Origin of the sequence: Hungatella hathewayi WAL-18680, from assembly GCF_000235505.1 — a bacterium.
Classification (GTDB): Bacteria; Bacillota; Clostridia; order Lachnospirales; family Lachnospiraceae; genus Hungatella_A; species Hungatella_A hathewayi_A.
In genome coordinates, this window is the sequence record NZ_JH379027.1 from 2876183 (window position 1) to 2899866 (window position 23684).

The 23684-nt window shown below is 51.3% G+C and carries 24 protein-coding genes; 4 read left to right on the forward strand and 20 right to left on the reverse strand.

Features of this window, described 5'->3' with window-relative positions; all coding sequences use genetic code 11:
* Window positions 1-126 precede the first annotated feature (126 nt).
* The 3 genes from HMPREF9473_RS27365 to HMPREF9473_RS12905 all read left to right on the forward strand — a co-directional run bounded on the left by HMPREF9473_RS27365 (window position 127) and on the right by HMPREF9473_RS12905 (window position 2042).
* On the forward strand, window positions 127-303 hold the full coding sequence (locus tag HMPREF9473_RS27365; RefSeq protein WP_006780561.1) for a hypothetical protein: 177 nt from the start codon (window positions 127-129) through the stop codon (window positions 301-303).
* 194 nt (window positions 304-497) lie between these two features.
* On the forward strand, window positions 498-743 hold the full coding sequence (locus HMPREF9473_RS26870; protein ID WP_006780562.1) for a hypothetical protein: 246 nt from the start codon (window positions 498-500) through the stop codon (window positions 741-743).
* Between the two features lie 243 nt (window positions 744-986).
* Window positions 987-2042 carry a replication initiation factor domain-containing protein gene (locus tag HMPREF9473_RS12905; protein ID WP_006780563.1) on the forward strand — a complete coding sequence of 352 codons (1056 nt, stop codon included), beginning with the start codon at window positions 987-989 and terminating at the stop codon, window positions 2040-2042.
* Window positions 2043-2347: 305 nt separating this feature from the next.
* Here the strand turns inward: HMPREF9473_RS12905 and HMPREF9473_RS12910 are convergent, their stop codons facing one another.
* The 3 genes from HMPREF9473_RS12910 to HMPREF9473_RS12920 all read right to left on the reverse strand — a co-directional run bounded on the left by HMPREF9473_RS12910 (window position 2348) and on the right by HMPREF9473_RS12920 (window position 7035).
* Window positions 2348-4237: an LCP family protein gene (locus HMPREF9473_RS12910; RefSeq protein ID WP_006780564.1), complete on the reverse strand. Its 1890-nt coding sequence runs from the start codon at window positions 4235-4237 to the stop codon at window positions 2348-2350.
* Between the two features lie 37 nt (window positions 4238-4274).
* The gene (locus HMPREF9473_RS26225; protein ID WP_006780565.1) at window positions 4275-6287 is read right to left on the reverse strand and encodes an NlpC/P60 family protein; all 2013 of its coding nucleotides are present in this window, start codon (window positions 6285-6287) and stop codon (window positions 4275-4277) included.
* Window positions 6288-6417: 130 nt separating this feature from the next.
* Window positions 6418-7035 (reverse strand): sugar O-acetyltransferase, encoded by a 618-nt coding sequence (locus HMPREF9473_RS12920; RefSeq protein WP_006780566.1) that lies wholly within the window; start codon window positions 7033-7035, stop codon window positions 6418-6420.
* A 518-nt stretch (window positions 7036-7553) separates the two neighbouring features.
* On the opposite strand from HMPREF9473_RS12920, the gene glmS reads away from it, so the two are divergent.
* Entirely contained in the window at window positions 7554-9371 is a 1818-nt protein-coding gene (glmS, locus tag HMPREF9473_RS12925; RefSeq protein WP_006780567.1) for a glutamine--fructose-6-phosphate transaminase (isomerizing), read from the forward strand.
* A 91-nt stretch (window positions 9372-9462) separates the two neighbouring features.
* Here the strand turns inward: glmS and HMPREF9473_RS26230 are convergent, their stop codons facing one another.
* The 17 genes from HMPREF9473_RS26230 to minD all read right to left on the reverse strand — a co-directional run bounded on the left by HMPREF9473_RS26230 (window position 9463) and on the right by minD (window position 23519).
* Window positions 9463-10194 carry a hypothetical protein gene (locus tag HMPREF9473_RS26230; RefSeq protein WP_006780568.1) on the reverse strand — a complete coding sequence of 244 codons (732 nt, stop codon included), beginning with the start codon at window positions 10192-10194 and terminating at the stop codon, window positions 9463-9465.
* 27 nt (window positions 10195-10221) lie between these two features.
* Entirely contained in the window at window positions 10222-10869 is a 648-nt protein-coding gene (locus HMPREF9473_RS12935; RefSeq protein WP_006780569.1) for an AAA family ATPase, read from the reverse strand.
* 149 nt (window positions 10870-11018) lie between these two features.
* Window positions 11019-11894: an L-serine ammonia-lyase, iron-sulfur-dependent, subunit alpha gene (gene sdaAA, locus HMPREF9473_RS12940; protein ID WP_006780570.1), complete on the reverse strand. Its 876-nt coding sequence runs from the start codon at window positions 11892-11894 to the stop codon at window positions 11019-11021.
* 57 nt (window positions 11895-11951) lie between these two features.
* The gene (gene sdaAB / locus HMPREF9473_RS12945; RefSeq protein ID WP_006780571.1) at window positions 11952-12608 is read right to left on the reverse strand and encodes an L-serine ammonia-lyase, iron-sulfur-dependent subunit beta; all 657 of its coding nucleotides are present in this window, start codon (window positions 12606-12608) and stop codon (window positions 11952-11954) included.
* A gap of 183 nt (window positions 12609-12791) precedes the next feature.
* Entirely contained in the window at window positions 12792-13745 is a 954-nt protein-coding gene (locus tag HMPREF9473_RS12950) for a type I phosphomannose isomerase catalytic subunit (RefSeq protein ID WP_006780572.1), read from the reverse strand.
* 54 nt (window positions 13746-13799) lie between these two features.
* A complete protein-coding gene (locus HMPREF9473_RS12955; RefSeq protein ID WP_006780573.1) occupies window positions 13800-14714 on the reverse strand; it encodes an RluA family pseudouridine synthase in 915 nt (304 codons plus the stop codon).
* A complete protein-coding gene (lspA, locus tag HMPREF9473_RS12960; protein ID WP_006780574.1) occupies window positions 14711-15262 on the reverse strand; it encodes a signal peptidase II in 552 nt (183 codons plus the stop codon). The genes HMPREF9473_RS12955 and lspA overlap by 4 nt, the downstream gene beginning before the upstream one ends.
* Window positions 15263-15305: 43 nt before the next feature.
* On the reverse strand, window positions 15306-16403 hold the full coding sequence (gene aroB / locus HMPREF9473_RS12965) for a 3-dehydroquinate synthase (RefSeq protein WP_006780575.1): 1098 nt from the start codon (window positions 16401-16403) through the stop codon (window positions 15306-15308).
* Between the two features lie 132 nt (window positions 16404-16535).
* Complete coding sequence (locus HMPREF9473_RS12970) at window positions 16536-17051, reverse strand: cell division protein SepF (RefSeq protein WP_006780576.1); 516 nt, start codon at window positions 17049-17051, stop codon at window positions 16536-16538.
* A 2-nt stretch (window positions 17052-17053) separates the two neighbouring features.
* Window positions 17054-17749 (reverse strand): YggS family pyridoxal phosphate-dependent enzyme, encoded by a 696-nt coding sequence (locus tag HMPREF9473_RS12975; protein WP_006780577.1) that lies wholly within the window; start codon window positions 17747-17749, stop codon window positions 17054-17056.
* 11 nt (window positions 17750-17760) lie between these two features.
* Window positions 17761-19170, reverse strand: coding sequence for an HlyD family efflux transporter periplasmic adaptor subunit (locus HMPREF9473_RS12980; RefSeq protein ID WP_006780578.1), 1410 nt, complete (start codon window positions 19168-19170; stop codon window positions 17761-17763).
* Between the two features lie 121 nt (window positions 19171-19291).
* A complete protein-coding gene (locus tag HMPREF9473_RS12985; RefSeq protein ID WP_006780579.1) occupies window positions 19292-19711 on the reverse strand; it encodes a hypothetical protein in 420 nt (139 codons plus the stop codon).
* A gap of 90 nt (window positions 19712-19801) precedes the next feature.
* Window positions 19802-20788, reverse strand: a complete 987-nt coding sequence (locus tag HMPREF9473_RS12990) for a D-alanyl-D-alanine carboxypeptidase family protein (RefSeq protein WP_138670088.1) — start codon at window positions 20786-20788, stop codon at window positions 19802-19804.
* A 20-nt stretch (window positions 20789-20808) separates the two neighbouring features.
* Window positions 20809-21204: a methylglyoxal synthase gene (locus tag HMPREF9473_RS12995; RefSeq protein ID WP_006780581.1), complete on the reverse strand. Its 396-nt coding sequence runs from the start codon at window positions 21202-21204 to the stop codon at window positions 20809-20811.
* A gap of 43 nt (window positions 21205-21247) precedes the next feature.
* Complete coding sequence (locus HMPREF9473_RS13000) at window positions 21248-22369, reverse strand: FtsW/RodA/SpoVE family cell cycle protein (protein ID WP_006780582.1); 1122 nt, start codon at window positions 22367-22369, stop codon at window positions 21248-21250.
* Window positions 22370-22690, reverse strand: coding sequence for a cell division topological specificity factor MinE (gene minE, locus HMPREF9473_RS13005; protein WP_050810065.1), 321 nt, complete (start codon window positions 22688-22690; stop codon window positions 22370-22372).
* A gap of 37 nt (window positions 22691-22727) precedes the next feature.
* A complete protein-coding gene (minD, locus tag HMPREF9473_RS13010; protein WP_006780584.1) occupies window positions 22728-23519 on the reverse strand; it encodes a septum site-determining protein MinD in 792 nt (263 codons plus the stop codon).
* Window positions 23520-23684: the final 165 nt, after the last annotated feature.

Here is a 23684-nt window from a genome sequence, read left to right on the forward strand (position 1 = left end):
TCATAATGCACAACTTTTCTATTATATTATGGTCATAATGCCAATTTACATTATGGTCATAATATGAGATAATGTAGTCACAAGATAAGTATACCAAATATCTCAAACAAGTGAAAGGGGAAAGCTATGACAAAGAAAGAAAAAGCTATATTTGATGAGATTTACGATACCTACTTGGAGGCATACATGGATAGTATTGATTCCGATGATGCTTCTAAACGTTCTTTTACTGGTGCCCAGTTTTCGGCGGTATATGCGGTAAAGAGTGCATTGAAAAAAGCAGATATGGAGGTGGGGGCCTAGGCCCTCTCCCCTTTAATGAGCCGATGACGGTCACAAGCCCGTAGGAAGAATTCAGAGTGGAGGTTGTTGGAACGGTTGTTGTGGGTGCATCGGTAACCCTCGTGTAAGCGATAGTTAGTTATGATACTAATCATGTCCGTCGATGTAAACTCCGGGTGTGGCACAATGACAATTGAATATGAAAGGAGTAAGAAATGAAAGTTAAGATTTTAGGTATTCAGTCTGTAAACTATACCAGTCATAGAACTGGTAATCCTGTAAAGGGTGTTACATTACATTCCATGTTTAAGGATTCACAGGTGACGGGTGATGCTGTCTCTTCTATTTTTGTTAGTGATGCTCTCCAGATTCCTGTTGTAGGGGAATTGAAGGTAGGCCAGACGGTTGATATTGAGTATAACAATCGTGGCTTTGTCTGTGGTCTTTCTGTCTGTAATTAAGGCTGTGGCTGTGATTTCCCCCTTTTCCTTGTTCACTCTCCCGCCCGGCTTTCCTGGCTTCTGTCAGCTTGTTCGGGCGGAATATGGGGGCAACGCCGGGGGGCCCATATTCACGGATATTTCATGTGTTTTAGTCTGTCACTGCGCCTATGCGCGCTTTTGCTGGCTGGTTCTGCCAGTTAACCCCCGTCCGGTAACACGGGGGTAGTAATTCCAATACAGTTGAGGGAGGTCTAACAAGCTATGAATAACGGTTTGGTTGAGAATGTTTCGAACGGTCTGCGGGTATGTGTGGACTGGCTTGCTTTTACGCTCCGGGATGTTTCAGACCCGGCAGATGCAGTCCAGCTTTTAGGTATGGACAATTCAGATTTTGCCAGTCTGCCTCGAGGTATGCATGGCTACTCTTTCCGTATCCGTCATTCTTCACTCGCCGTTGATATTCTCTACGGTGGCCGGGATGACATGGGTGTCCATGTGATAATTGCTGGTTCAGCGATTCATGACGTGCTTGTATCCTATGCGGATTCCCGCACAGAACAGACTCCTTTTCACGATGTTGGTATGGATGTAAGCGACTTTGATACGACTATCTTACGGGAGTTCTTGAAAGAGGTTTCCCATCTTGGACAGGTTACTAGATTAGATTTGGCAATAGATGATATCGGTGGTCTTTATTACAGCATGAGCGATGTCCGGCGCCGTCTCTCTTCCGGCCTTATGGTTTCGAAATTTAGAGGATGGCGGGATGTAACAAGTCATGTCGGGGCGCTTTCAGATGGAAGCACTATCTATATGGGGAGTGCCCAAAGTGCCATTATGTTGCGTATCTATGACAAACAGGCCGAACAGAATTCGAAACTTTCCCGTGACGGCCAGCCACTTATTAACACCCCATGGGTGCGCTGGGAAATGGAACTTAAGAAGGAACGTGCCCATAAAGCATGTATTTCTTTGGCATCCGGCTTATCAGTCCAGGACGTTTCCATCGGTATCCTTATGAACTATCTCCGCTTCATCGTGGACGATAATTTAAGGATAGACAGGTGTAGCACAGAGCCGATGTGGGAATCATTTTGCAATGGTGTCCGCAAGCTGTCTCTGTATGTCCCTACACCTCCAAAAACCATCGACGATACAAAACGCTGGTTGCTTAATCAGGTATCTGCATCACTTGCAAACGTGATGATAAACGATGGTGGAGATACTGCATTTATACATAGTATGTTGGAAACCGGGGTTATCAAACTCGGAAAGCATAATCGTTCAGCTATTGAGTTTATGGGTGATGCAATTTAAGTAATTACCAACTATTCGAGAAAGTGTTTGTTTCACAAATAGTTGACGGACAAGCGCGCTCCGACGGGTAAAATTAATGTCGCGCGCTGTCAACTACCGTTTCCCTGATTTCCTTCGGAAAACACTTTCGTGAAACACCTGGTAGACTTTCGCGAATAGTTGGATTGATTTCTATTATCATATCATAGCAACGATAAAAAAGAAAGTGAAATTTTATTTGAATCACTATCACGGATTAACAATGGAAAAACCGCGCTCCTCCAATAGGGAAAACGCGGTTTGACACTTTTATAACTATATGATGTCTATGACGCACCTGGGCCGCCTGGGCCATCATCGGGCTGGTTGGATGGGACTTGATTGCCAGAAGGACTTGATGGAGAAGGTGAAGGAGAATCAGAACTGCCGGGATGAGAAGTTGGACCAACAGGCCCCTCTCCTTCCGCAGTGGAGGAAGTTGTCTCTTTGGAATTCTCTTTCGTCTCTTTCTCTTCCTTTGTTTCTTTGGTCTCTTTTGTCTCCTCTTTCCCTGGCTTTTCGCTCTCTGCTCCGCCAGGTCCTATTCCAGGGCCGACTTCCTCGCCGCTGGAGCTCTCCTCGGTGGTCTCTTCCGTCGACTCTGTCTCTGTGGTGGACTCTTCCGTGGATTCCGTCTCAGGAGCTATGGTTTCCGGCGGTGCGGTTTCTACCGGAGCGGCCGGGGCCGCGGTTCCTTTGTTGGAACCTCCTCCGGAGCCGCCTGCCTCCACCTTGGGGGCATTCTCCGCCACCTCGCCCAAACCGCTGTCAGATGCAATCTTGGCGCTTATCTTCTTCACGGTACCGGATGGCTGGTAATCTTCCACGCCGTACAACAACTGGTGAAGCTGAATCACATTGCTCTCCAGTGTCAGCGGAATCACGCAGTCCCGCTTGTTGATTTTCTTCTCTGCGCGGGAGAACGGGAAGCCGTCTGTGGTTCCCAGATGATACTTATTCAAATTCTTGGCTAACGGCAGCAAATCATCAAATCCGATGCTGGTGGATAATTGTGGCAGCACCGTCACCAGAATATTGTTCAGTACGCTAAAATCAGCCTGCTTAGCTTTATCCACAGCCAGGGAAATCACTTTCCGCTGACGGGCGGTACGGTTGTAATCCGTGTCCATCAGACGAAGTCTGGCGTAAGCCACGGCCTGGACGCCGTCCAGATGATTCATTCCCGCACTCTTTAACTGGTAGGAACCGATGCCTGTGGAATTGACGGTCTCCGTGATAAAGGAGTTAATGTAAGCAAATTCGCTGTCCGTAATCTCCAAATCAATGCCGCCCAGAATATTAATCACGTCGGCTACCGCCTTCCAGTTGAAGGTGGCGTAATCGTCTATCTTCAAATCCAGATTGCGCTCCAGAGCCGATACGGCCTGTTTGTGGCCGCCTTTGAAATAGGCCTCGTTGATTTTAAACATGGTTCCGTCTTCATCAATCTGGAGGTAGGTGTCACGGTACACGGATACCAGCTTCATCTCCCCGGTCTTTTTGTCGATGACGCAGAGCATTTCCACATCGGATAGGGCTCCTTTTTCCAGATTTCCGTCACGGGAATCTACTCCGAAGACAGCTATGGTCCAGAAACCGGTGCTTCCCTTCTTAAAATAAAAGAATACGCCGCCGATTAGCAAAAACAGCACCAGAAATTCTATCAGCAGAATCTTTCCTTTTTTCTTCTTCTTTTTTTGTCTCATATCCGGATTTCCGTTGTCACTCCTGTTCGTTTTTCCTTTTCGCCCGCGGCCATCTGTCTCGGCCCCGTACCGGCTGGCGGCTTTTCCTTGGGATGCCCTTCTGCCCTCTGACGAGGACGCCCTGGAAGATGATTTGGAGGAAGTTCTTGTGGAAGTTCCTCTGGCAGACGATTTCCGCCCCGATGAAGAACCGCTTCGTCTCGGGCCTCTCTCCTCTTCCTCATAATCGTAATCATACTGTCGGCTGTCCGTTCTGCGGTAGCTGCTGGCGCTTCTGCCGCCGCGTCTCACAGGTTCCTCATCATCAAAATAGGAATCGTCCATGTCGATGTCATAGGTATTAAAGTCTATCACATCAATCTCCGGCTCCTCATAATACCGCTCCTCCGGACGCCGGCGCTCCTCTTCTCTCCGGCTGCCGCCACGCTGTCTTCTGGCGCGCATGCGCTCTAATTCATCATCGTACTGCATTTCCTTTTCCACCTTTTCCCTGTTTCTATATTTAAACCTACGATTCCCTGTCTAACAGTCTCCTGTAATGGGGGCCGTCGGCATTTAACCTGCTGACTGTCACGTTGTTGATGTCGCCGCTTGTCTCATGTATCACATACATTTCCCCGTCCGGCGCCCAGGCCAGGAACAGGTATACATGAGAGGTCTCCGTGTTGGTTCTGACGATAATGTCTCCGGCTTTCAGCTGGTCCCGCTCAATGGCCGTCCCTATCTGGGTCAGACCGGAGGTGCCTTCATACTCCAGGCGGCTGCCAAGAGCCGTCCAGTAGACCCAGTTAATCCATCCGGAGCAGTCCAGGCCGCGCAGACGCCGCCCCTCCTCATCCGGCGATACCACCGTGCCGAAACCATTTCCCTCATATCCGGCTCTGGACGCCTTGCCGCCCCAGTAATAGGGGATACAGCCCACCGACTGAAGGGCCTGGCGGATAACCTCCCGCTGAAAGACTGTGGTGTCCTCCGGCAGCATATCCAGGTAGGCAGTGATTTCCGCCGCTGACAGGGGATTGCCCATATACAGCGTCGAGACCACGGGAAGCCCGTAGACCTTCTCCCAGTCCTGGTTCCTGATACAGCGGGCGTGATGGCGGTTCATCTTCGTCCACCCCTGCCAGCTGGCAGCGGCATTCATACCGTCAGTGTCGGACACATCTTCCATGCTGGCAGCTATAGCCCCTCTCGGTTCCGCCGTCCCATCACTTCCGGCCGCATCCACGTCAAACAGGCTCCTCGCCCCGTCAAGTCCCAGAATCACCGCCGTGATCTCCAAATCAAGATGTCCGGGGCAGAGAACCTCCTCATTGCCCCAGGAGGAAGACTCTTGTTCCGGCGCCTGGCCGCCATAAGCAGCAATCACCGATTCCCAGACCTCTCTCGCCGGCCCATCATAAGATTCCCAGTCAGTTGGAACGTCATCCATGGTGTACCGTTTCCGGATTTCATTGTAATCCAGAGTTTCTGGTAGTTCCGAGCCACTCCCGCCGTCACCGGAATCGGAACCAGTGCCGGAACCCGCGCCAGTACCGGAGGAATTCCCGGAGGACGGGGAATCGGCTGCCGGCACCTTCTGTTCCTCTGACGCCGCTTGTCCATCCTGCGTGCTCTGCCCTTCCTCCGACACCACAGAAGCCGTACTCTCCGTAAATGCTGTCACATCCCCCTCTGACGTCTCTGCTGACGTCCCTGATGTCTCCACCGGAGCTTCTGACGATTCCATCTCCTCCCCATCTTCGACCCCGCCGCTCTCCAGCTGGCAGGCCCCGTCACAATAATACACTTCCCCCATGCGAACCGTATACTGATGGGAAGCTTCCCATAACTTCTTGCAATATTCCACAAAGGACTCCCCATCCATACCTCCCTTCCGGTAGGCATAGACACTGGCAAGGGCCACGATATCCTTTGCGTTGGAGTAACCACTTATCAGGTTTCCGTCGCCATCCTGGAACACCACCTGGCTTTTCGACCAGGATGGAATCACCCAGGAATCCGCATCCTCCGGATTCTGCGTCTCCACCGCCGGATTGTATAGTCCCAAGATCCCATTTCTTCCGACGCCCAGCCGACTGGCCATCTCCTCCGGCGTCACCTTCATCTGCCCATACATCTCCGATATCCAGTTGGAATCCAGCTCTGACAGCAGTTCACATGCCTGTCCCGCATAACTGTCCCAGGTATCCCCGGTCTCCACCCCATCCGGATATTCATAAGCCATATTCAGGCGGACAGACGATTTCTCATCCTTCAGCTCTGCCTGCGCAGGTGATGCCGTCTCCACGGACATATCCCCACTCTCCGGCGTCTCATTCTCTTTAGCCGCATCCGTCTCCGGCTCTTCATTCCCATCCAGCGCATCCGCCGGCGTCGCCACAATACCGGCCGTCTCAAAGCTTCGGGGAATATAATCCTTTGTCCCCACAATGACTGCCAGCCCCAGCGCCAGCATCACACCGGCCGAAACCAGCTGTCTGCCCTCCGGCGTCAATGATCTATGTAAATTTATCTTCATGGGCTTAATCCCGCTTTTTCTATGTTTTCCCTTGAGTTACCTCAACCTATAAGAATATATCACATTTCCCGCCCCAAATACCATACATAAATCATTAATAATCTATTAAATTCATAAACACAGTTCGATATCACCATTCAAGATCAATCTCCTGCTCATGGTTATAATATTTTCTGTCATCCTCATGAATCTCCCTCACCACCCGGCAGGGAGTCCCCACGGCCACCACATTGGCAGGGATATCCTTCGTCACAATGCTTCCGGCGCCGATAACGGAATTTTCCCCGATGGTCACTCCCGGAAGAACGATGCAGTTGGCCCCCAGCCACACATTATCCCCAATCCGGACCGGCAGATTGTACTGGGCCGTCTTCTCCCGAAGCTCCGGGCAGATCGGATGGGTGGCGGAACAAAGCACCACGTTGGGTCCCATCATCACATGATTCCCCACCCGAATCTCGCTGTCATCCACCATAACCAGATTAAAATTGGCATACACGCCATCTCCAAAGTAGACGTTTTTTCCACCCCAGTTGGCATGAAACGGCGTTTCGATATAACAGTTCTCCCCAATATGCCCGAACATCTCCTTTAACAGCGCTTTCTTTTCCTTCTGTTTACTAGGTTTTAACTGATTATATTCAAACAAACGGTCCAGGCACACCATCTGGCTCTCCATCAATTCCTCATTGTCACAGTAATACAGTTTCCCGCTGTTCATCCGCTGTCTTAATTCCTCGTAATTCATCCCGATTCTCCTCCAATTTCATGGTATTTACCAATTTGATAGTAGCATACCACACATCGTTTCAACCAACAACTGATTTCGAATTCCCATTTGATATCCATTTTTTTGTTGACGCATATGATAAAGCAGAGCTATAATGAACCCATCCTGTCATAAGGAGGAACAGGAGCCCTATAGCAAAGCTAAGCGCCATGCACCACAGTCTGCGCACGTGAACAGCGAAAGCTGGCGGATTGGGGTTAACGAGGTGAAGAGATTATCGAACTTTCGGCGGGTACTCTTCCATGCCGCTTCGGGCGTGTGATACCGGATGAAATATGCGGGCAACTGCAAAACAACCATCCTGTAACCGAAGCATTCATCTTACATTCTAAATAAGGCTGTCAAACAACGAAACTGCCATACCGGTTATCAAAGGGGATATACACGGAGACAGTCTATTTTTGTATGCCTGATTTGGAAAATGAAGGTGAAAACCAACGGAAAATACAAAAAAAACAGATTGGAGCAGACAGATTATGTGTGGAATTATTGGATATACAGGACCCTTGGAGGCAGAAACCATCCTGCTGGACGGCTTGGCCCAGCTGGAATACCGGGGATACGACAGCGCCGGCATCGCATTTTTTGACGCAGATTCCCAGGTGCAGCTGGTGAAATGCACCGGCAAGGTCAACCATTTAAAACAGGTGTGCAGCGCCATGAACACCTCCTCCCACTGTGGCATCGGCCACACCAGATGGGCCACCCACGGCGGGGTGAGCGATGAAAATGCCCATCCCCACCGGGCCGGCCGCGTAACCCTGATACACAACGGCATTATCGAAAATTATCACCAGCTAACTGAAAGATGGAATCTGGAAGACAAACTCCTCTCCCAGACAGACAGCGAGGCCGCCGCCTGGATACTGGACGCCCTCTACGACGGCGATCCAAAAACGGCCATCACCTCCCTGTTAAGCCTGCTGGAAGGCTCCTACGGCTTCTGTATCATGTTTGACGACAGACCTGGGGAAATCTATGCCGTGCGGAGTGTAAGCCCTCTGGTGGCCGCCTACACCCATTCCGGCGCCCTGATTGCGTCGGATTTAACCGCATTGATTCCATTCACCAGGGAATATTTCGTGGTGCCGGAGCAGCGGATTGTGAAATTAACCCCCTACAAGGTGGTAGTATATGACACCGACGGCAGTAAAATGGAGCCGGAGCTGCTCACCGTCAACTGGAACATGGACGCCGCCATGAAAAACGGCTTCCCCCATTTCATGCTGAAGGAAATCCACGAGCAGCCGGAGGCATTAAAAAACACCATTCTCCCACGGCTCGTCAGAGGACTGCCGGATTTCACCGACGACCACATCCCGGATACCATCTTCACCGGCTGCAGCCAGGTTCACATCATCGCCTGCGGGACCGCCATGCACGCGGGGATGGTGGCCCGGGCCATGATGGAGCCGCTGCTTCGCATACCGGTCATCGTCTCCATCGCCTCGGAGTTCCGCTATGAGGAGCCGCTGATTGATGAGAAAACCCTGGTCATCATCATTTCCCAGTCCGGGGAGACCATCGATACCCTGGCGGCCCTGCGGCTTGCCAAAAGCTATGATGCCGCCACGCTTGCCGTGGTGAATGTCAAGGGCTCCACCATCGCCAGGGAGAGCGATTACGTGCTCTACACCCACGCTGGTCCGGAGATTGCCGTGGCCAGCACCAAGGCTTACTCGGTACAATTGGCGGCCCTCTACATGATTGGCTGCCGTATGGCCCTGGTGCGGGGCAAATACAGCCAGAAGGAGGCCGCGGCCTTCCTCTCCGGCCTTCTGGATGCCATTCCGGCCATGGAGGCCATGCTGGAGCAGAAAGAGGCCATCAAGGCCATGGTGACTCACATCATCAATCAGAATGACGCCTTCTTCATCGGCCGCGGCCTGGATTACGCCTTCTCCCTGGAAGGCGCCTTAAAGCTGAAGGAAATCTCCTACATCCACGCCGAGGCCTACGCCGCCGGTGAGTTAAAGCACGGCACCATCGCGCTGATCACGGACGGCGTCCCGGTCATCGCCATCGCCACCCAGGACCACATTTTCGCCAAAACCATCTCCAACATCCGGGAGGTGAAGGCGCGCGGCGCCTTTGTCATCCTGCTGACCAAGGAAAATGCCGTCGTCAGCGGGGATTTGGCCGATATCCATCTGCGGATCCCCAGTCTGGACAACGGCTTTACCGTATTTCCCATCGCCGTGGTGCTCCAGCTCATCGCCTATTACGCGTCTCTCGGCAGAAACCTGGATGTGGACCAGCCGCGCAACCTGGCGAAATCGGTAACCGTCGAATAAAAATTAGTTGTATGAAATAAAGCAGAAGAAAAAGCAGCCTGGAGAACTCATCTCCGAGCTGCTTTTCTTACAAAATTTTCCCAATCAACACTTAACTATTACTAACTGCCAATGAAAGCTGGTCTCCGGCGTTAAACTCATCTGTAATTGTCTGAGTGTATGCCGGCAGTTTTCCATACAAATCCATAAACACGTTATAATCATCGGTGCTGAGCATCTGAATACAAGTATCTATATACTGAACCATGGCTACACAGCCATTTTTATAACGTTCATGGGCCTGAGCATATCTGGCAGGCGCCTGTATCTCATAAAAACGGACAAAAGGTGCCTTTATTTCTGTGAGTATCTGGATGTCATCCTGAGTATTAGAATCGCTTGAATATACTATTTTCGCGATCTTCCTGTTATAATCTATCACATCTACAAAGAACTCAAGCTTAGCCACCCCGTACTGCGCCTCCGTAAGAGCCCCGCCCGCAGCCGTCTGTGCCCCATCCGGATTGGTACATGCACCGCTGGCGCCGTCAAAATAATAGGTCACCCCATTTTCAATGAGCGGCTCCGTGCGCATCTCCCCCGCAGGGTTTAAATAATACCAGATGCCGCCATCGAGAACCCAGCCAGTCATCATATACCCATTGGCATCAAAATAGTACCACTTACCATTATCTGCTGCCCAGCCGTTGGCTACATAGGAAAAATCATCGTTCTGGTATTTCCAGTTCGCTCCTTCCGCCTGCCAGGTTCCTGCATAGGAAACCATGGATAACGAACAGGAACCAATGACTGCTGCCAGCAATACTTTAAAACTCTTTTTCATGCTCATGTCTCCCCTGTTTCAATCTTTTTATTTTGCCTTTAAGGAGTTTAAATGCTCCTGTTTCACCTTTGCAAATTCCTGAATGATATGGACAGCGCCGTCAATGCCGGTGGAACTGCTGTTGATACACAGGTTGTAGCTTCTGGCATCGCCCCACTTCTTGCTGGCGTAGTAGTTGTAGTAGCTGGCCCTCTTCTTGTCAGTCTTAATCATGATGTCCTTCGCCTTGGACTCGGAGGTGTCGTACAACTCTTTTAAGTGGTCGATCTTATCCTGCTCGTCGCCTGTGATAAACACACTCACCAGTCCCGGATAATCCGCCAGTGCGTAATCGCCGCAGCGTCCCACAATCACACAGGATTCCTCCTCCGCCAGTTTCTTGATGGTATCGAACTGGGCCAGGAATATCTTGTGGTTAATCGGCATATCCATGTAGGCTGAGGTGGTATATCCCAGAGAATACGTATCCATCACCAAAGAATATAAAAAACTGCTGGTCGGTTTCTCGTCATGTGTCTCGAATAACTCCTCACATAACCCGCTTTCTTTTGCAGCTTTGGAAAGAAGCTCTTTATCGTAGCATTTCACTCCCATGGCCTTCGCAAGTTCCATACCAATCACTCTTCCCCTGCTACCACACTGTCTGCCGATTGTAATTACTAAATTTTCACCCATATAAATCTCTCCTTTCAGCATATCCTATGTTGCCCTTATAACGTCAGCAAAGCGTTAAATCCTATGCCTTTGCCTATATTATACAACAAAATGTCTGAAAAGTATATAAACAAAATCTAAATATCTATCTATTTTGTCCATTCGTTCTATTATTTACGTGATTTCAACAAATTAGTAAAATCAATGGCGGCCGGCGTCACGGCCAGTCCGCCCTCACCGGTCTCGCGAAGGGACGGGTGCATTTTCTCTCCCACCTCCCGCATGGCGTCAATGACCTGGTCCGCCGGGATGGCGCTGGTAATGCCGGCAAGGGCCATATCGGCGGCGGTCAGTGCGTTGACGGCGCCCATGGCGTTCCGCTTCACGCAGGGGACCTCCACAAGGCCGGCCACCGGGTCGCAGACCAGACCGAGAAGGCATTTTAGCGCGATGGCGCTGGCGGTGACTATCTGCTGGTTGGTGCCTCCCTTTAAGGCCACCATTGCCCCTGCGGCCATGGAGGAAGCCGAGCCGATTTCCGCCTGACAGCCGCCGGCCGCCCCGGCGATAAAGGCTCTGGCCGCAATCACCTGGCCAATCCCTGCCGCCACGTAGAGACTCTCTATAATGGCCTGATGGCTCACGTTATAGGTCTTATAGTAGGGAATCAGGATGGCGGGCAGAACTCCGCAGGAACCGGCCGTAGGAGCCGCCACAATCCGTTTCATGCAGGCGTTGGACTCTCCCATCTCCAGGGCCTGGGCTATCACCTGGCCGATAAAATCCCCGCACAGGGCCTCGCCCCTCCCCACATACTCCCGCATCAGCAGTCCCTGGCCGCCCACCAGACCGCTGGCGGACTTCCGGTTTCCCTCGTAGGTGGTGGAGGCCAGCAGCATAGCGTCCCACATGGCGTACATCTGCTGTCTGGATTCCTCCTCAGTCACCGTCCGCTCCTGGCAGTCGTCATCCATCACTGCCTCATAAAATTTCCGATTATGCGCTTCGCAATAATCCAGTATCTCTTCTAATGATTGATAAGCCATGGTATCTGTCTCCTGTCATTGATCTAAATTCCAATATTATCATGCCGCAGTCCCCGCCTAGATATTCAGACAGGTCACTTTGAGAATCCCATCCACCTTCTTCAAATCCTCCACCAGGGCTTCCGGGATGTTCTGGTCCACCTCCGTCACCATCACCGCGTCCCCGCCCCGCTTGCTGCGGTAGAGATTCATGGTGGCGATATTGATGGATTCCCTGGCCAGCAGCGACGTCACGATAGCCACCAGCCCCGGCTTGTCGACATTGTGTACAATCAGAGCCGGCCGCTCCGCCGTCACGTCAATCTGGGTTCCGTCCAGTTTGTTTAACATAATCCGGCCGCCGCCCAGGGAGGATGCCTGTACCTCCAGCGTCCGCCCCGACGCGTCCATCACGTCAAGGCAGGCCGTGTTGGGATGGGCGTCCCGGATATTGCCATCCAGGAACCGGAAATCAAGCCCCTCTTTCTTCGCCAGTTCAAAGCTGTCCGGAATCCGGATATCGTCCGGCGTCATGCCCAGCAGTCCCGCCACCAGCGCCCGGTCCGTGCCGTGTCCCACCCCGGTAGCCGCAAAGGAGCCGGAAAGCGTAATCACCGCCCGCACCGGCTCGCTGCCGAGAAGTCTTCTGGCCAGCAGTCCAATCCGCACCGCCCCCGCCGTGTGGGAGCTGGATGGCCCCACCATCACAGGGCCCAGTATATCAAAAATATTCATCTTATCTTATGCCTCCTGAAAAAAATATTCATCGCTATCCAAATGACAATATCTGCAATATTTGAAAATGTTTCCAACTATCCCAAAAACCAACAAAATCCCTGTCGCAACATCATGTCACAACAGGGATTTGGACAAATTCAGTATAGATAATTTTATCGGCACTGTCAAGGGATATTCCCCTTATTCCGCACTGTCTCCGGACGGGCTGGCACAAATCATGGTAAAGCGCCCCTTCCACTCACAGGCGCCGTAGTGATAGGGCAGAATCAGATGGTCGCCCATTTTCACCGGCTGTCCGTCCACCGTCCCCTCTCCCTCGATCATGCTCACGTTCATAAACGGCACATCCCCGAAGTCGGAGACAAAGGTTCCATCCACCTCATACTTGTCCACGGTGTAATAGTCACAGCTGATAAACCGGGTCTGCACCGCCCCGTCATGCTCCACCGTCTCAAACCGGTTTTCCGACTCCACAAAAGGCGCCTCGATGGTATCAATGCTCTGTTTTACATGCAGAGGTCTCAGCTTGCCGTCTGACAGCCGGTCATAGTCGTAAACCCGGTATGTAATATCACTGTTCTGCTGGGTCTCAAAAATCAACGTCCCGCCCTTAATCGCGTGAAGACAGCCGGGATTAATCTGGAAGAAATCTCCCTTTTTGATCGGAACCACCCGGATAAAATCATCCCACCGCTTCTCCTCAATCATCTGCTTCATCTCTTCATGATTCCTGGCGTGATGGCCGATGACAATCTGCGCATCCTCGTCACAATCCAGCACATACCAGCACTCCGTCTTGCCGAGAGAACCATTTTCATGGATGGCGGCGTACTCGTCGTTGGGGTGAACCTGAATGCTCAAATCATCCTTCGCGTCAATAATCTTGGTCAGCAGCGGAAAACGGTCCCCTCCGGTATTTCCAAACAGCTCCGGATGCTCGTCCCACAGCTGGCTTAAGGTCTTCCCTGCATAGGCGCCTGACGCGATGACACAGTCCCCGTTTGGATGGGCGCTGATCGCCCAGCATTCCCCGGTCCGCTCGCAGGGAATGTCGTAGTGAAATACGGTGGACAGCCGCTCCCCTCCCCAAATCATCTCCTTAAACACCGGAGTTAACCATAGAATCTCTGACATGTTTCCTTCTCCCTTCTAACTCGTTAAATATTTAACATAAAATAAACGCAATACTCAGCTGTTCCGCAGCTTCTCCAGCAATTCCTCAAAATACTCCGGCAGCGGCGCCTCGAACTCCATATATTCCCCCGTCTCCGGGTGAACAAATCCCAGCACCCCTGCATGAAGCGTCTGCCCCTGAAGCTTGTACGGACATTTCGCCGGCCCGTAGACCGCGTCCCCCAGCAGCGGATGGTGAATACTGGCCATGTGAACCCGGATCTGGTGGGTTCTACCCGTCTCCAGCCGGCATTCAATATAGGTAAACTGACGGAAACGCTCCAGCACCCGGTAATGGGTAACCGCCTCCCGCCCATTCTTCTCGTTGATACTCATCTTCTTTCTGTCCACCGGATGGCGGCCAATAGGCGCGTCCACCGTGCCCTCGTCCTCCTTCACCACGCCGTGGACAATGGCCCGGTACCTTCTGGTGATGGAATGTTCCTTGAGCTGCCTGGCAATCTCATTGTGGGCCTTGTCATTCTTGCACACAATCAGAAGCCCGGTGGTATCCATATCAATCCGGTGCACAATCCCCGGCCGCATGACCCCGTTAATCCCGGACAGCTCGTCCTTACAGTGCTCCATCAGCCCGTTGACCAGGGTCCCGCTGTAATGCCCCGCCGCCGGATGAACCACCATCCCCTTGGGCTTATTCACAATCACAACATCCTTGTCCTCGTAGACGATATCCAAATCCATCTTCTCCGGCACAATCTCCGGCTCCACCGCCTCCGGAACCTCCAGCTCCACCGAGTCACCGGCATTTACCCGGTAATTAGACTTTACCGGCTTCCCGTTCACCAGAACGCACTCCGATTTCAACAGCTTCTGAAGATAGGAGCGTGACAGCTCCGCAAATGCTTCCGCCAGGCATTTGTCAATGCGCACACCGTTAAGCTCTTCGGACGCCACAAACTGCCGTATCACTGCTCTTCCTCCCCGTCTGTCTTCTCCTCCGGTTTCCGGCCTTTGCCGCCTTTCCTTGCAAACACCGCCAGTTCCTCCTCTTTGTAGGAGAACATAATCAAAACCGCGGCCGCGGCTGTCGCCACCGTCACATAGCAGTCCGCCACATTAAAAATCGGGAAATCAATCAGTTTGAAATACAGGAAATCCACCACATAACCAAGACTTACCCTGTCAATCATATTGCCGATGGCTCCCGCCACCACCAGGCACAGGCACACCAGAAGGGGCAGATACCGCTTTGACACCGGCATCCTCCACAGCAGCCAGGCCGCCGCAATGATAACCACCGCCGCCACAACGAAGAAAAAGAACTGTTTTCCCTGCATCATCCCGAAGGCCGCCCCCCGGTTTTCTAAGTACTGGAGCTCAAAAACCCCGTCCCAGATGACATATGCATCCTTTCCCTTCAGCCCTGCCACTGCCAGGTACTTGGTCCACTGGTCCAGTCCGATGGCCAGCGCTACTCCCACGATGAATCCCAATATCTGTCCTGTTTTCTGCTTCATAATCGTATATTAACTCCAATTCCATTATTTGAGGATAGTACCATTATCTAAGGATATAGGAAAGTCCTTCCCTCATCTCATCCGCCGTCACCTGTCTGTCAATCACGGCATGGCCCACAGACTCAAGCAGGATAAACTTGATCACCCCGCCGTCCATCTTCTTGTCATTCCCGGTGGTCTCTATCACCTCATCCACCGACAGTCCTGACACCGATACCGGCATGCCAAAGGCTTCCATCAGCTCTTTTAAGGTGTCTACCTCCTCCATGGAGATATAACCCCGCCTGGCGGAAATATAGGCCGCAGACAGGCATCCAAGCCCCACACAGTGGCCATGCAGCATGGTAAAGTTCTTCAATTTCTCCACGGCATGCCCCAGGGTATGTCCAAAGTTCAAAAGCGCCCGCTCGCCCTGCTCCGTGGGGTCTTCCTCCACCACCAGACGCTTAATCTCGTCGCTCCGCTCAATCATCTCCTGGCAGACGTCCATATCCAGCGCCAGAATCTCCTGCCGGTGTTCCGCCAGCCACCCGTAATATGTCTGATCTTTAATCAGTCCATGCTTGATAATCTCGCCCATCCCGGAGCTGTACTGCTCCTTCGTCAGCGTCCGCAGCGTCCCCACGTTGGTGTAGACAAGACTCGGCATGTGAAATGCCCCCACCATATTCTTGTAGGCGTCGAAATCCACCCCCGTCTTCCCGCCAATGCTGGAATCCACCTGGGACAGCAGCGTCGTGGGAATCTGGACAAAGGAAATGCCCCGCAGATAGGTGGCAGCCGTAAAACCACACAGGTCTCCGACCACACCGCCTCCCAAGGCCACCAGCATATCCTTTCGGTCAAACCGTTTCAGAATCAGCGCCTCATACACGGATTTCACCGTGTCCAGATTCTTATATTCTTCCCCGGCCGGAATCACCACATGCATCAGCGTGCGGCATAAGGGCCGAAGTAACCCTTCCACCTCATCCAGATACAGAGGCGCCACCGTGGAGTCCGTGACGATACAGAGCTTTCTCTGCGCCAAATCAAACCGCTCCATCTCCCCGGCCAATTCCTCAAAAGATGACTCCATCCGTATATCATAAACAGGTTTCCCGTCCCGGTGAACCGTCATTCTGTGCTCCGTCTGTCCCATCTGTCCATACCTCCCAGTCTTAGTTCTGAATAACTTATTTCAAAGAAAGCAAACGACTTTCTACTGCACAGAAAATCGTCTGCTTCTGAATGTCTTGCTTCTCAATGAAATTGTTTTCCAATAAAAGTCTCATCAGATCCGTAAATTCATCCCTGAGATATCCAGGGAGCCGCCTCCGAATAAGTCCTGAAAATCGCCGGACAGTTCCACAGATTCCGGAGTCGCGATAAAGATATAGTTGGATATCTTCTGAAGATTTCCGTTCATGGAATATGTGGCGCCGGACGTAAAGTCGATAATTCTCTGGGCCACCTCCGTATGTAATCCTTCCATGTTAAGCACAACCGCCTTGCCAGCCAGCAGGTAATCACAGATTTCCTTGGCGTCCTCGATGGAAGTCGGTTTCACCATGGAAACTTCCATGCCGGTCCGCTGTTTCATGGGAACTACCTTGTTCCTGGACAAAAATCTTGGCTTGGCAGGCTCGTCCTCCTCGTCCTCATCCTCGTAAAAATCTTCATCCTTCTTGCCAAAAAGACCCTTTCTGGCCGGTTTATCATCATCGTATTCTTCGTCATCTAAAAAGTAATCGTCTTCATCCCCATCACTCAAACGCATGCTGTCCATTAATTTTCCTAAAAGACTCATATCTAATCTCCCATCTTTTCACGTGCACCAAAGATGCCGGTGCCGACTCTTACCATCGTGGCCCCCTCTTCAACTGCAACCTCGTAGTCGCCGGTCATGCCCATGGAAAGAATACTCATAGTAACATTATCAATGTTTTTACTTTTCATGTCAACATAAAAATCATATAATTTTTTAAAAACAGGCCTGTTTTCCTCAGAATTCTCTACAAAAGGCGCAATTGTCATCAATCCCCGCACTTTTACATGGGGGAATCCTCCGATTTTTCGAAGGGCCTCTTCTGTCTCTTCCAGATAAAATCCGAACTTACTCTCCTCTTTCGCCACGTTGACCTCCAGCAGGATGTCCACTGTCAGGTCACGCCTGGCCGCCTCCGCCTCAATCTGCTCCGCCAGATGGATGGAATCCACCGAGTGAATCAGCGCCGTCTGCCCAATCACCTGCTTCACCTTGTTGGTCTGAAGATGTCCAATCATGTGAAAACGGGCGTCCTCCGGCAGCAGGGGACGTTTCTGCACCAGTTCCTGGACCTTGTTCTCTCCAAAATCCCTGGCCCCCGCCTCGTATGCCTCCAAAAGCATCTCCACCGGCTTCGTCTTGCTGACCGCAATCAGCGTGACCTCCTCCGGGTTCCTGGAGACCCGGCCGCAGGCTTCCCGAATCTTTTCCTGTACGTAAGTCATCTGTTCCTGTATCATACACTCACCTCTTACTGATAAATCAGAACGCCCTCACTCTCAATCAGGGAGGCATCCATCACAATATGGTCATAGACACTGAGACCGTAGCTTGTCCCTTTCTCCACGATATAGTACTCGTCGTTCTGGGCCAGCACCACAATCTGTTTGAACACCGTGTAGCCCCTGTTGATGTTGTACACACCCTGGAGGGACGATGTAGCGCCCACCTGATAGCGCTCCGTGGGAGAGTCCGGTTTCACGATGTAGTCCCCGGCCTTCAGGCCGCCCTCCTCATCGCCAATATCAATATAGTAATACTCTTCCGTGGAATTGTAAAGGGTGGCCGGGACAAACACAATGCCGGTTCCCGACTCGCTGTACACTTCCTTGTAAAATCCATTGTCCGTGCTGTCTCCGCCTGTGGTCAGGTAATCCACCGGCACCAGATAGAAATTCTTGCTGGTCACCGAGCTGACCGGTATCTTTAATCCCTCCACCTTGCTGGACATAATCTCAAAATCTAAGTAGCGGTCCGTCACGAACTGGACCATATACCGGTTGAAATCCAGCCGGCCGTAAGGCTTGGCGTCCGTCCCCGTAAGCATGGAAAAATCTCCCCAGCAGGTAAGATTCTCCGCCGGAAAGAATATCTTGAGACTGGTCTGCGTCCCGTAATTTGCCACATCCTGCTCACTCATGGGGAACACTAAGGACCAGTCCTCGTCGGTGACAATCTTGTACACCGGGGCCCCCTTCTCCACCAGCTTGCCTGATTTGGTGATGGCTCTGGAGTAGTTTGTCCTGTCAAAGGCCGCTTCCGATATCTGGGAAATGTCAAAGTCCTCAAAGGAGTCGATGGCGTAACTGATAACCCCGGACTTTGGCGCCCGCACCTGGGTAAAATTGACCCCCATGGTCTCCATCAGCTGCTCTAAATTGTCCAGGGTATTAAAATTCACGTATTCCAGTACCGCGGCCTCCAGCGAATATTTCACATCGTAAACACTGCTGAAATTCCTGTCCTGGTAAGCCATGCTGAAGGAGGTCAGCTGTTTTTTGATATCGACCAAATCGGCGTCTGTCAGGTTTAAATTGGCGGACGCGTTGTCAGCCAGAACCTGAGACAGGGTTCCGCTCTCATCAATGGAATAAATGCTGGTCCCAACGGCCGCACGTTTTCCTTCCCGTATATAATAATTGATATTGCCCGAGCTTGCCGCATACTCGGTATCCTCTTCTCTGATAATAAGTCCCGTATAGGTTCCGTCGCTGACGATGGAGCCCTCTGTCACTTCGTAGAACTGTACTTTTTCCTTTCGAAGGTATGTCGATACGCTGAAAAACATATAGACAAAGATGATTGCAAACACAATCATACCTACATTGAGGTTTCGTGGCTTCCGGTATTTTACAACTTTTCTTTGTTTCTTTTTTGCCATGTAAGAAAAGCCTCCTTCCCCCTCATAGTATTATACGGGGAAACCAGGAAAAGTTCAAGCAGAAAAAGAGACTGTCCATCCGGGCAGCCTCTATGTACCAGTTTCGTTTGCAATTCTATCATTATAATGAAATAATCACATCTTTCTTCGCGTTCTCCGGAAGTTCATCCGCATCCATGGATACGCTTAAAATAAAGGTTACGTGATAGATTTCACCGATATTCTCTAATTTAGTGATGGTATCGGAGATATCTTCTCCTTCCAGACAAGCCAGCTTTAAGAAGCTGTCTAAAAACATTGTTTCCAAATCGTGGTCCTGAGAAATAATGCCACAGATGAAACCAAGAAATCCTGAACTGTCGGTCAGGTTGTATCCCTGTACGTTAATCAGTCGAATCTTGTTGTTTAACTCATACATATGCTTAGAACTTTTATCCAAATAAACGATAGAGCCCTTGGATTCTTTGATGGCTGCATTGGCCTTATCAAGCAGATGCTTTGTCTTACCCTTCCCCTTTTTCCCTGCAATAATCTGAACCATGTTCGCGCCCTCCTTGAGTTTATTGATTTTGTGTAAAAAGTCGATTAATATTAACCTAATTATAGTATAAATAAACAAAAAAGGCAATCACTAATCGACTATTTTACGAATTATATTTGTCATGTTGTCATAAAGCCCCGGACGGCTGTCCGCTTTCAAAACAACGGATATGTATTCCCTGTCCTGGGGGTCCTTCGTAGCCATAATCAGACAGTAGCCTGCCGCCTGGGTGGTGCCTGTTTTTCCGCTGAACACGGTGAGTCCTTCCGGAGTCTCCCGGTTGCCCGTCATAAACTGGTTGCTTCCCTTCCAGGTCTGTGAAACCGGATTGCCATCCTTGTCCACATAGTCCGCCGCATAAGTCACCGTGCCGGTCACCTGGCGAAATTCCGGGTACTTCAAAGCCTCATTGAAAATAAGATACAAATCATAGGCCGTGGTGTAATGCTCCTCGTCACTGAGCCCATGAGGATTGACAAAATGAGTGCCGGTGGCGCCAAGACGCTTCGCCTCCTCATTCATCAGATTGGCAAAGGCCGGGATACTTCCCGACATATGGACCGCAATCGCCGCTCCCGCATCGTTGCCGGACGGAAGCATCAGCCCGTAGAGAAGCTGTTCCATGGACAACGTATCCCCCGGCTTAATGCCGCATAACGTGGCGCCACTCTCCGTGATCACCGCGTCCTCCGTCACCGTCACCATATCCGACAGATTGCCGTACTTGACCGCCAGAAGCGCCGTCATCACCTTGGTAATGCTGGCGGGGTACAGCCGCTCGTAGGAGTTCTTGCTGTACAAAACCTGATTCCCCGTGGTGTCAAACAACGCTCCCGCCTCCGAAGTCACATCCCCGGCGGCAAATGCCCCCTCATCCTCAATGACGCACAGATTCTTGGCAAACAATTGGGCGTAGCCGGAGCCGTCATCCGCCAGATCCAGAGTGATGGGCCGCTCCTCAAAAGAATAGAGATTGCTCATCCGGCTGTCCTCGTTGAAACCGCAGCCGCCTAAAAACAGACATAACGATAAGAGGCAGGGAAGTCCTGCCTTCCATATCTGCCCCGTCTTTCTCATCTGCTTCCTCATAACAGCTCCTATTTGTACATCTCGCGCCACTCCAGGTCACCGCGGTCAAGAGCCTTGATTAACAGCTCGGCGGTCGCCAGGTTGGTGGCAAGCGGAATGTTGTGGATATCACAGAGACGGACAATGTTGCCGCTGTCCGGGTCCGTGCGCTTGGGAGCCAGCGGTTCCCGCAGGAAAATCACCAAATCCAGCTGGTTCTGCTCGATGTCCATGCCAAGCTGCTGTTCTCCGCCCAGATGTCCGGCCAGATACTTGTGCACATTCAAATTGGTCACTTCTTCGATCAGCCGGCCGGTGGTACCCGTTGCAAACAGCTCATTCTTGCTGAGAATCCCTCTGTAAGCGATACAGAAGTTCTGCATCAGCTTCTTTTTCGAGTCATGCGCGATTAATCCTATATTCATAGCTTGAAACCCTCCTTCGTTAATAATCAGTCCCCTGCAAAGCTTATGTGTTTAACCTTCTCTGAAGACCAACATTTATGACAAATCCCATACCAATATAGAGGCTGATAAGGGAACTGACTCCGTAACTCACAAACGGCAGCGGAAGTCCCGTGTTGGGAAACAGCCCCGTAGCTACCGCGATATTGGCAAACCCCTGGAACGCGAACAGCGTCGCCATCCCGGTACATAAAAGCTTGCCCGACAAATCTTTGGCCCGGTATGCCATGAACAGACATTCCAGCACCAGAATCAAAAACAGGCCAATCACCACCAGAGCGCCCACAAACCCAAGCTCCTCGCCGATGATGGCAAAGATAAAGTCTGTCTGGCCTTCGATGATAAAGTTACCGTTCTTCACGGAGGCGATCTCCGTGGTGCTCAGTCCCTTGCCAAACAGCTGGCCGGAACCAATCGCCATAATGGAATTCTCCTGCTGGTAATACCCCGCCGCGTCGGAGGCCGGATTTAACCAGGTGAGAATCCGGTTGGCCTGATACTCCTCGATAAACGGTATCATGCCCTGTTTCAACAGATAGAAAAACATCGCCCCGCAAGGGACCATGGCAGCCACCACGCCGAGAATCCACTTGTAACTGATTCCCGCCGTAAACACCATCGCCAGAATAATGACGGTGGTCACCAAAGCGGTGGACAGGTTTGGCTGCTCGATAATCAACAGAATCGGTACCGCGGATAACAGGGCCGCAGCGGCCACTATCGGTACACGGTTAATCTTCTCCTGATATTTCTGAAAATACCAGGAGAAAAAAACAATCAATCCAATCTTGACAAACTCGGATGGCTGAATCCGCCCGATTACCGGGAGTTCAATCCACCTGGTTGCAATCCCCTTGCTCTTGCCGAACAACAGCACAGCCCCCAGAATCGCCACACAGCCGATATAAGCCACAGGACTTAAGGGAAGAAGCTTGTGATAATCAATCAGTGAAAAGACCACCATCAACAAAATTCCTGCCACAATTCCCACAATCTGCTTGCTTATCATGGCCTTGTCCTGGTTTGTCGCACTCCATATGGCCAGAATCCCGATAAAACTGAGGGCCAGCATATAGAGGATTACCCGAAAATTGTATCTCTTAAAATTATAGTCAAAAAGTACCATTTAAAACATCCCCTTTTTTGATGTCAGGTTGATTAGCGGTATGTTGGCATAAAGCGCCGGGATGCTTCCCGCCTGGGTCGGGGAATCCACCTTCGTAATTCCCACTTCCATACGGCGGCCATCAATCTCCATGTATTTTGAGATTACATGAATCATGTCATCTTTTATCATCTCCACCAGTTCCGGTGAACAGTTGGCCTTGTCTGATACCAGTAACAGCTTCAGCCGTCTGCGTGCAATCTCCCCCGACCTTCTCTTCCGGAACAGGGGAATGCCCTGGGGGGCTGCCCTCCTGTTCGCTGCGGCCGGGCGGACGCGCATGTCCTTTGCTCCTGTCTGCTCCATCCTGCTCCCTCCCCTAAGCCCGTCTCAGTAACAGAGACAGCCTGGAGAAAATGCCGCGGGACATGTCAGGACTTGTGAGAGGAATCTCCTCCCCCAAAAGCCGCTTGCAGATGTCTAAATAGGCCTGTCCCGATGGGGAAGGCATACCGGCCAGCGGTTCTCCCTGGTTCGTCGAAATGACAATCGCTTCGTCGTCCGGAATGGCGCCCAGCATGGGGATCGCCAGAATATCCATCACATCGTCGATGGACATCATATCGCCCCGCTTCACCATGTCCATGCGGACCCGGTTCACAATGAGCTCAATCTGGCCGATGTCCGTGGATTCCAAAAGACCGATAATCCGGTCCGCGTCACGGATGGCCGACACCTCCGGTGTGGTTACTACCAGCGCTCTGTCCGCTCCGGCGATGGCATTGCGAAAGCCCTGCTCAATACCGGCTGGACAGTCCAGCAGTATGTAGTCAAAATCGTCTCTTAAGTCGTCTACCAGTTTTATCATCTGTTCAGGATTTACTGCTGATTTATCTCTCGTCTGTGCCGACGGAAGTAAATACAGGTTTGGATATCTTTTGTCTCTTATCAGGGCCTGCTTCATTCTGCAGTTCCCCTCCACGACGTCCACCAGGTTGTAAACGATACGATTCTCCAGACCCATGACCACATCCAGGTTGCGAAGACCGATATCCGTATCAATCAACACCACCCGCATGCCTAAAAGGGCCAGGCCTGTCCCAATGTTCGCGGAGGTTGTGGTTTTACCCACCCCGCCTTTTCCGGAGGTAATAACAATGACTTCACTCATCTTTCTTCCTCCTGCCAAACGCAATAAATTTGCCTTAACATAATTGTTCTACCAGGCTCAAAAAATATATCGCCAAGTGTTCACATTATACCCCAGATTGTAGAATATTTCCAGTATTAAATGGATTTTAACATACTAAAAAAACTTTTTTATTTATTTATTTAG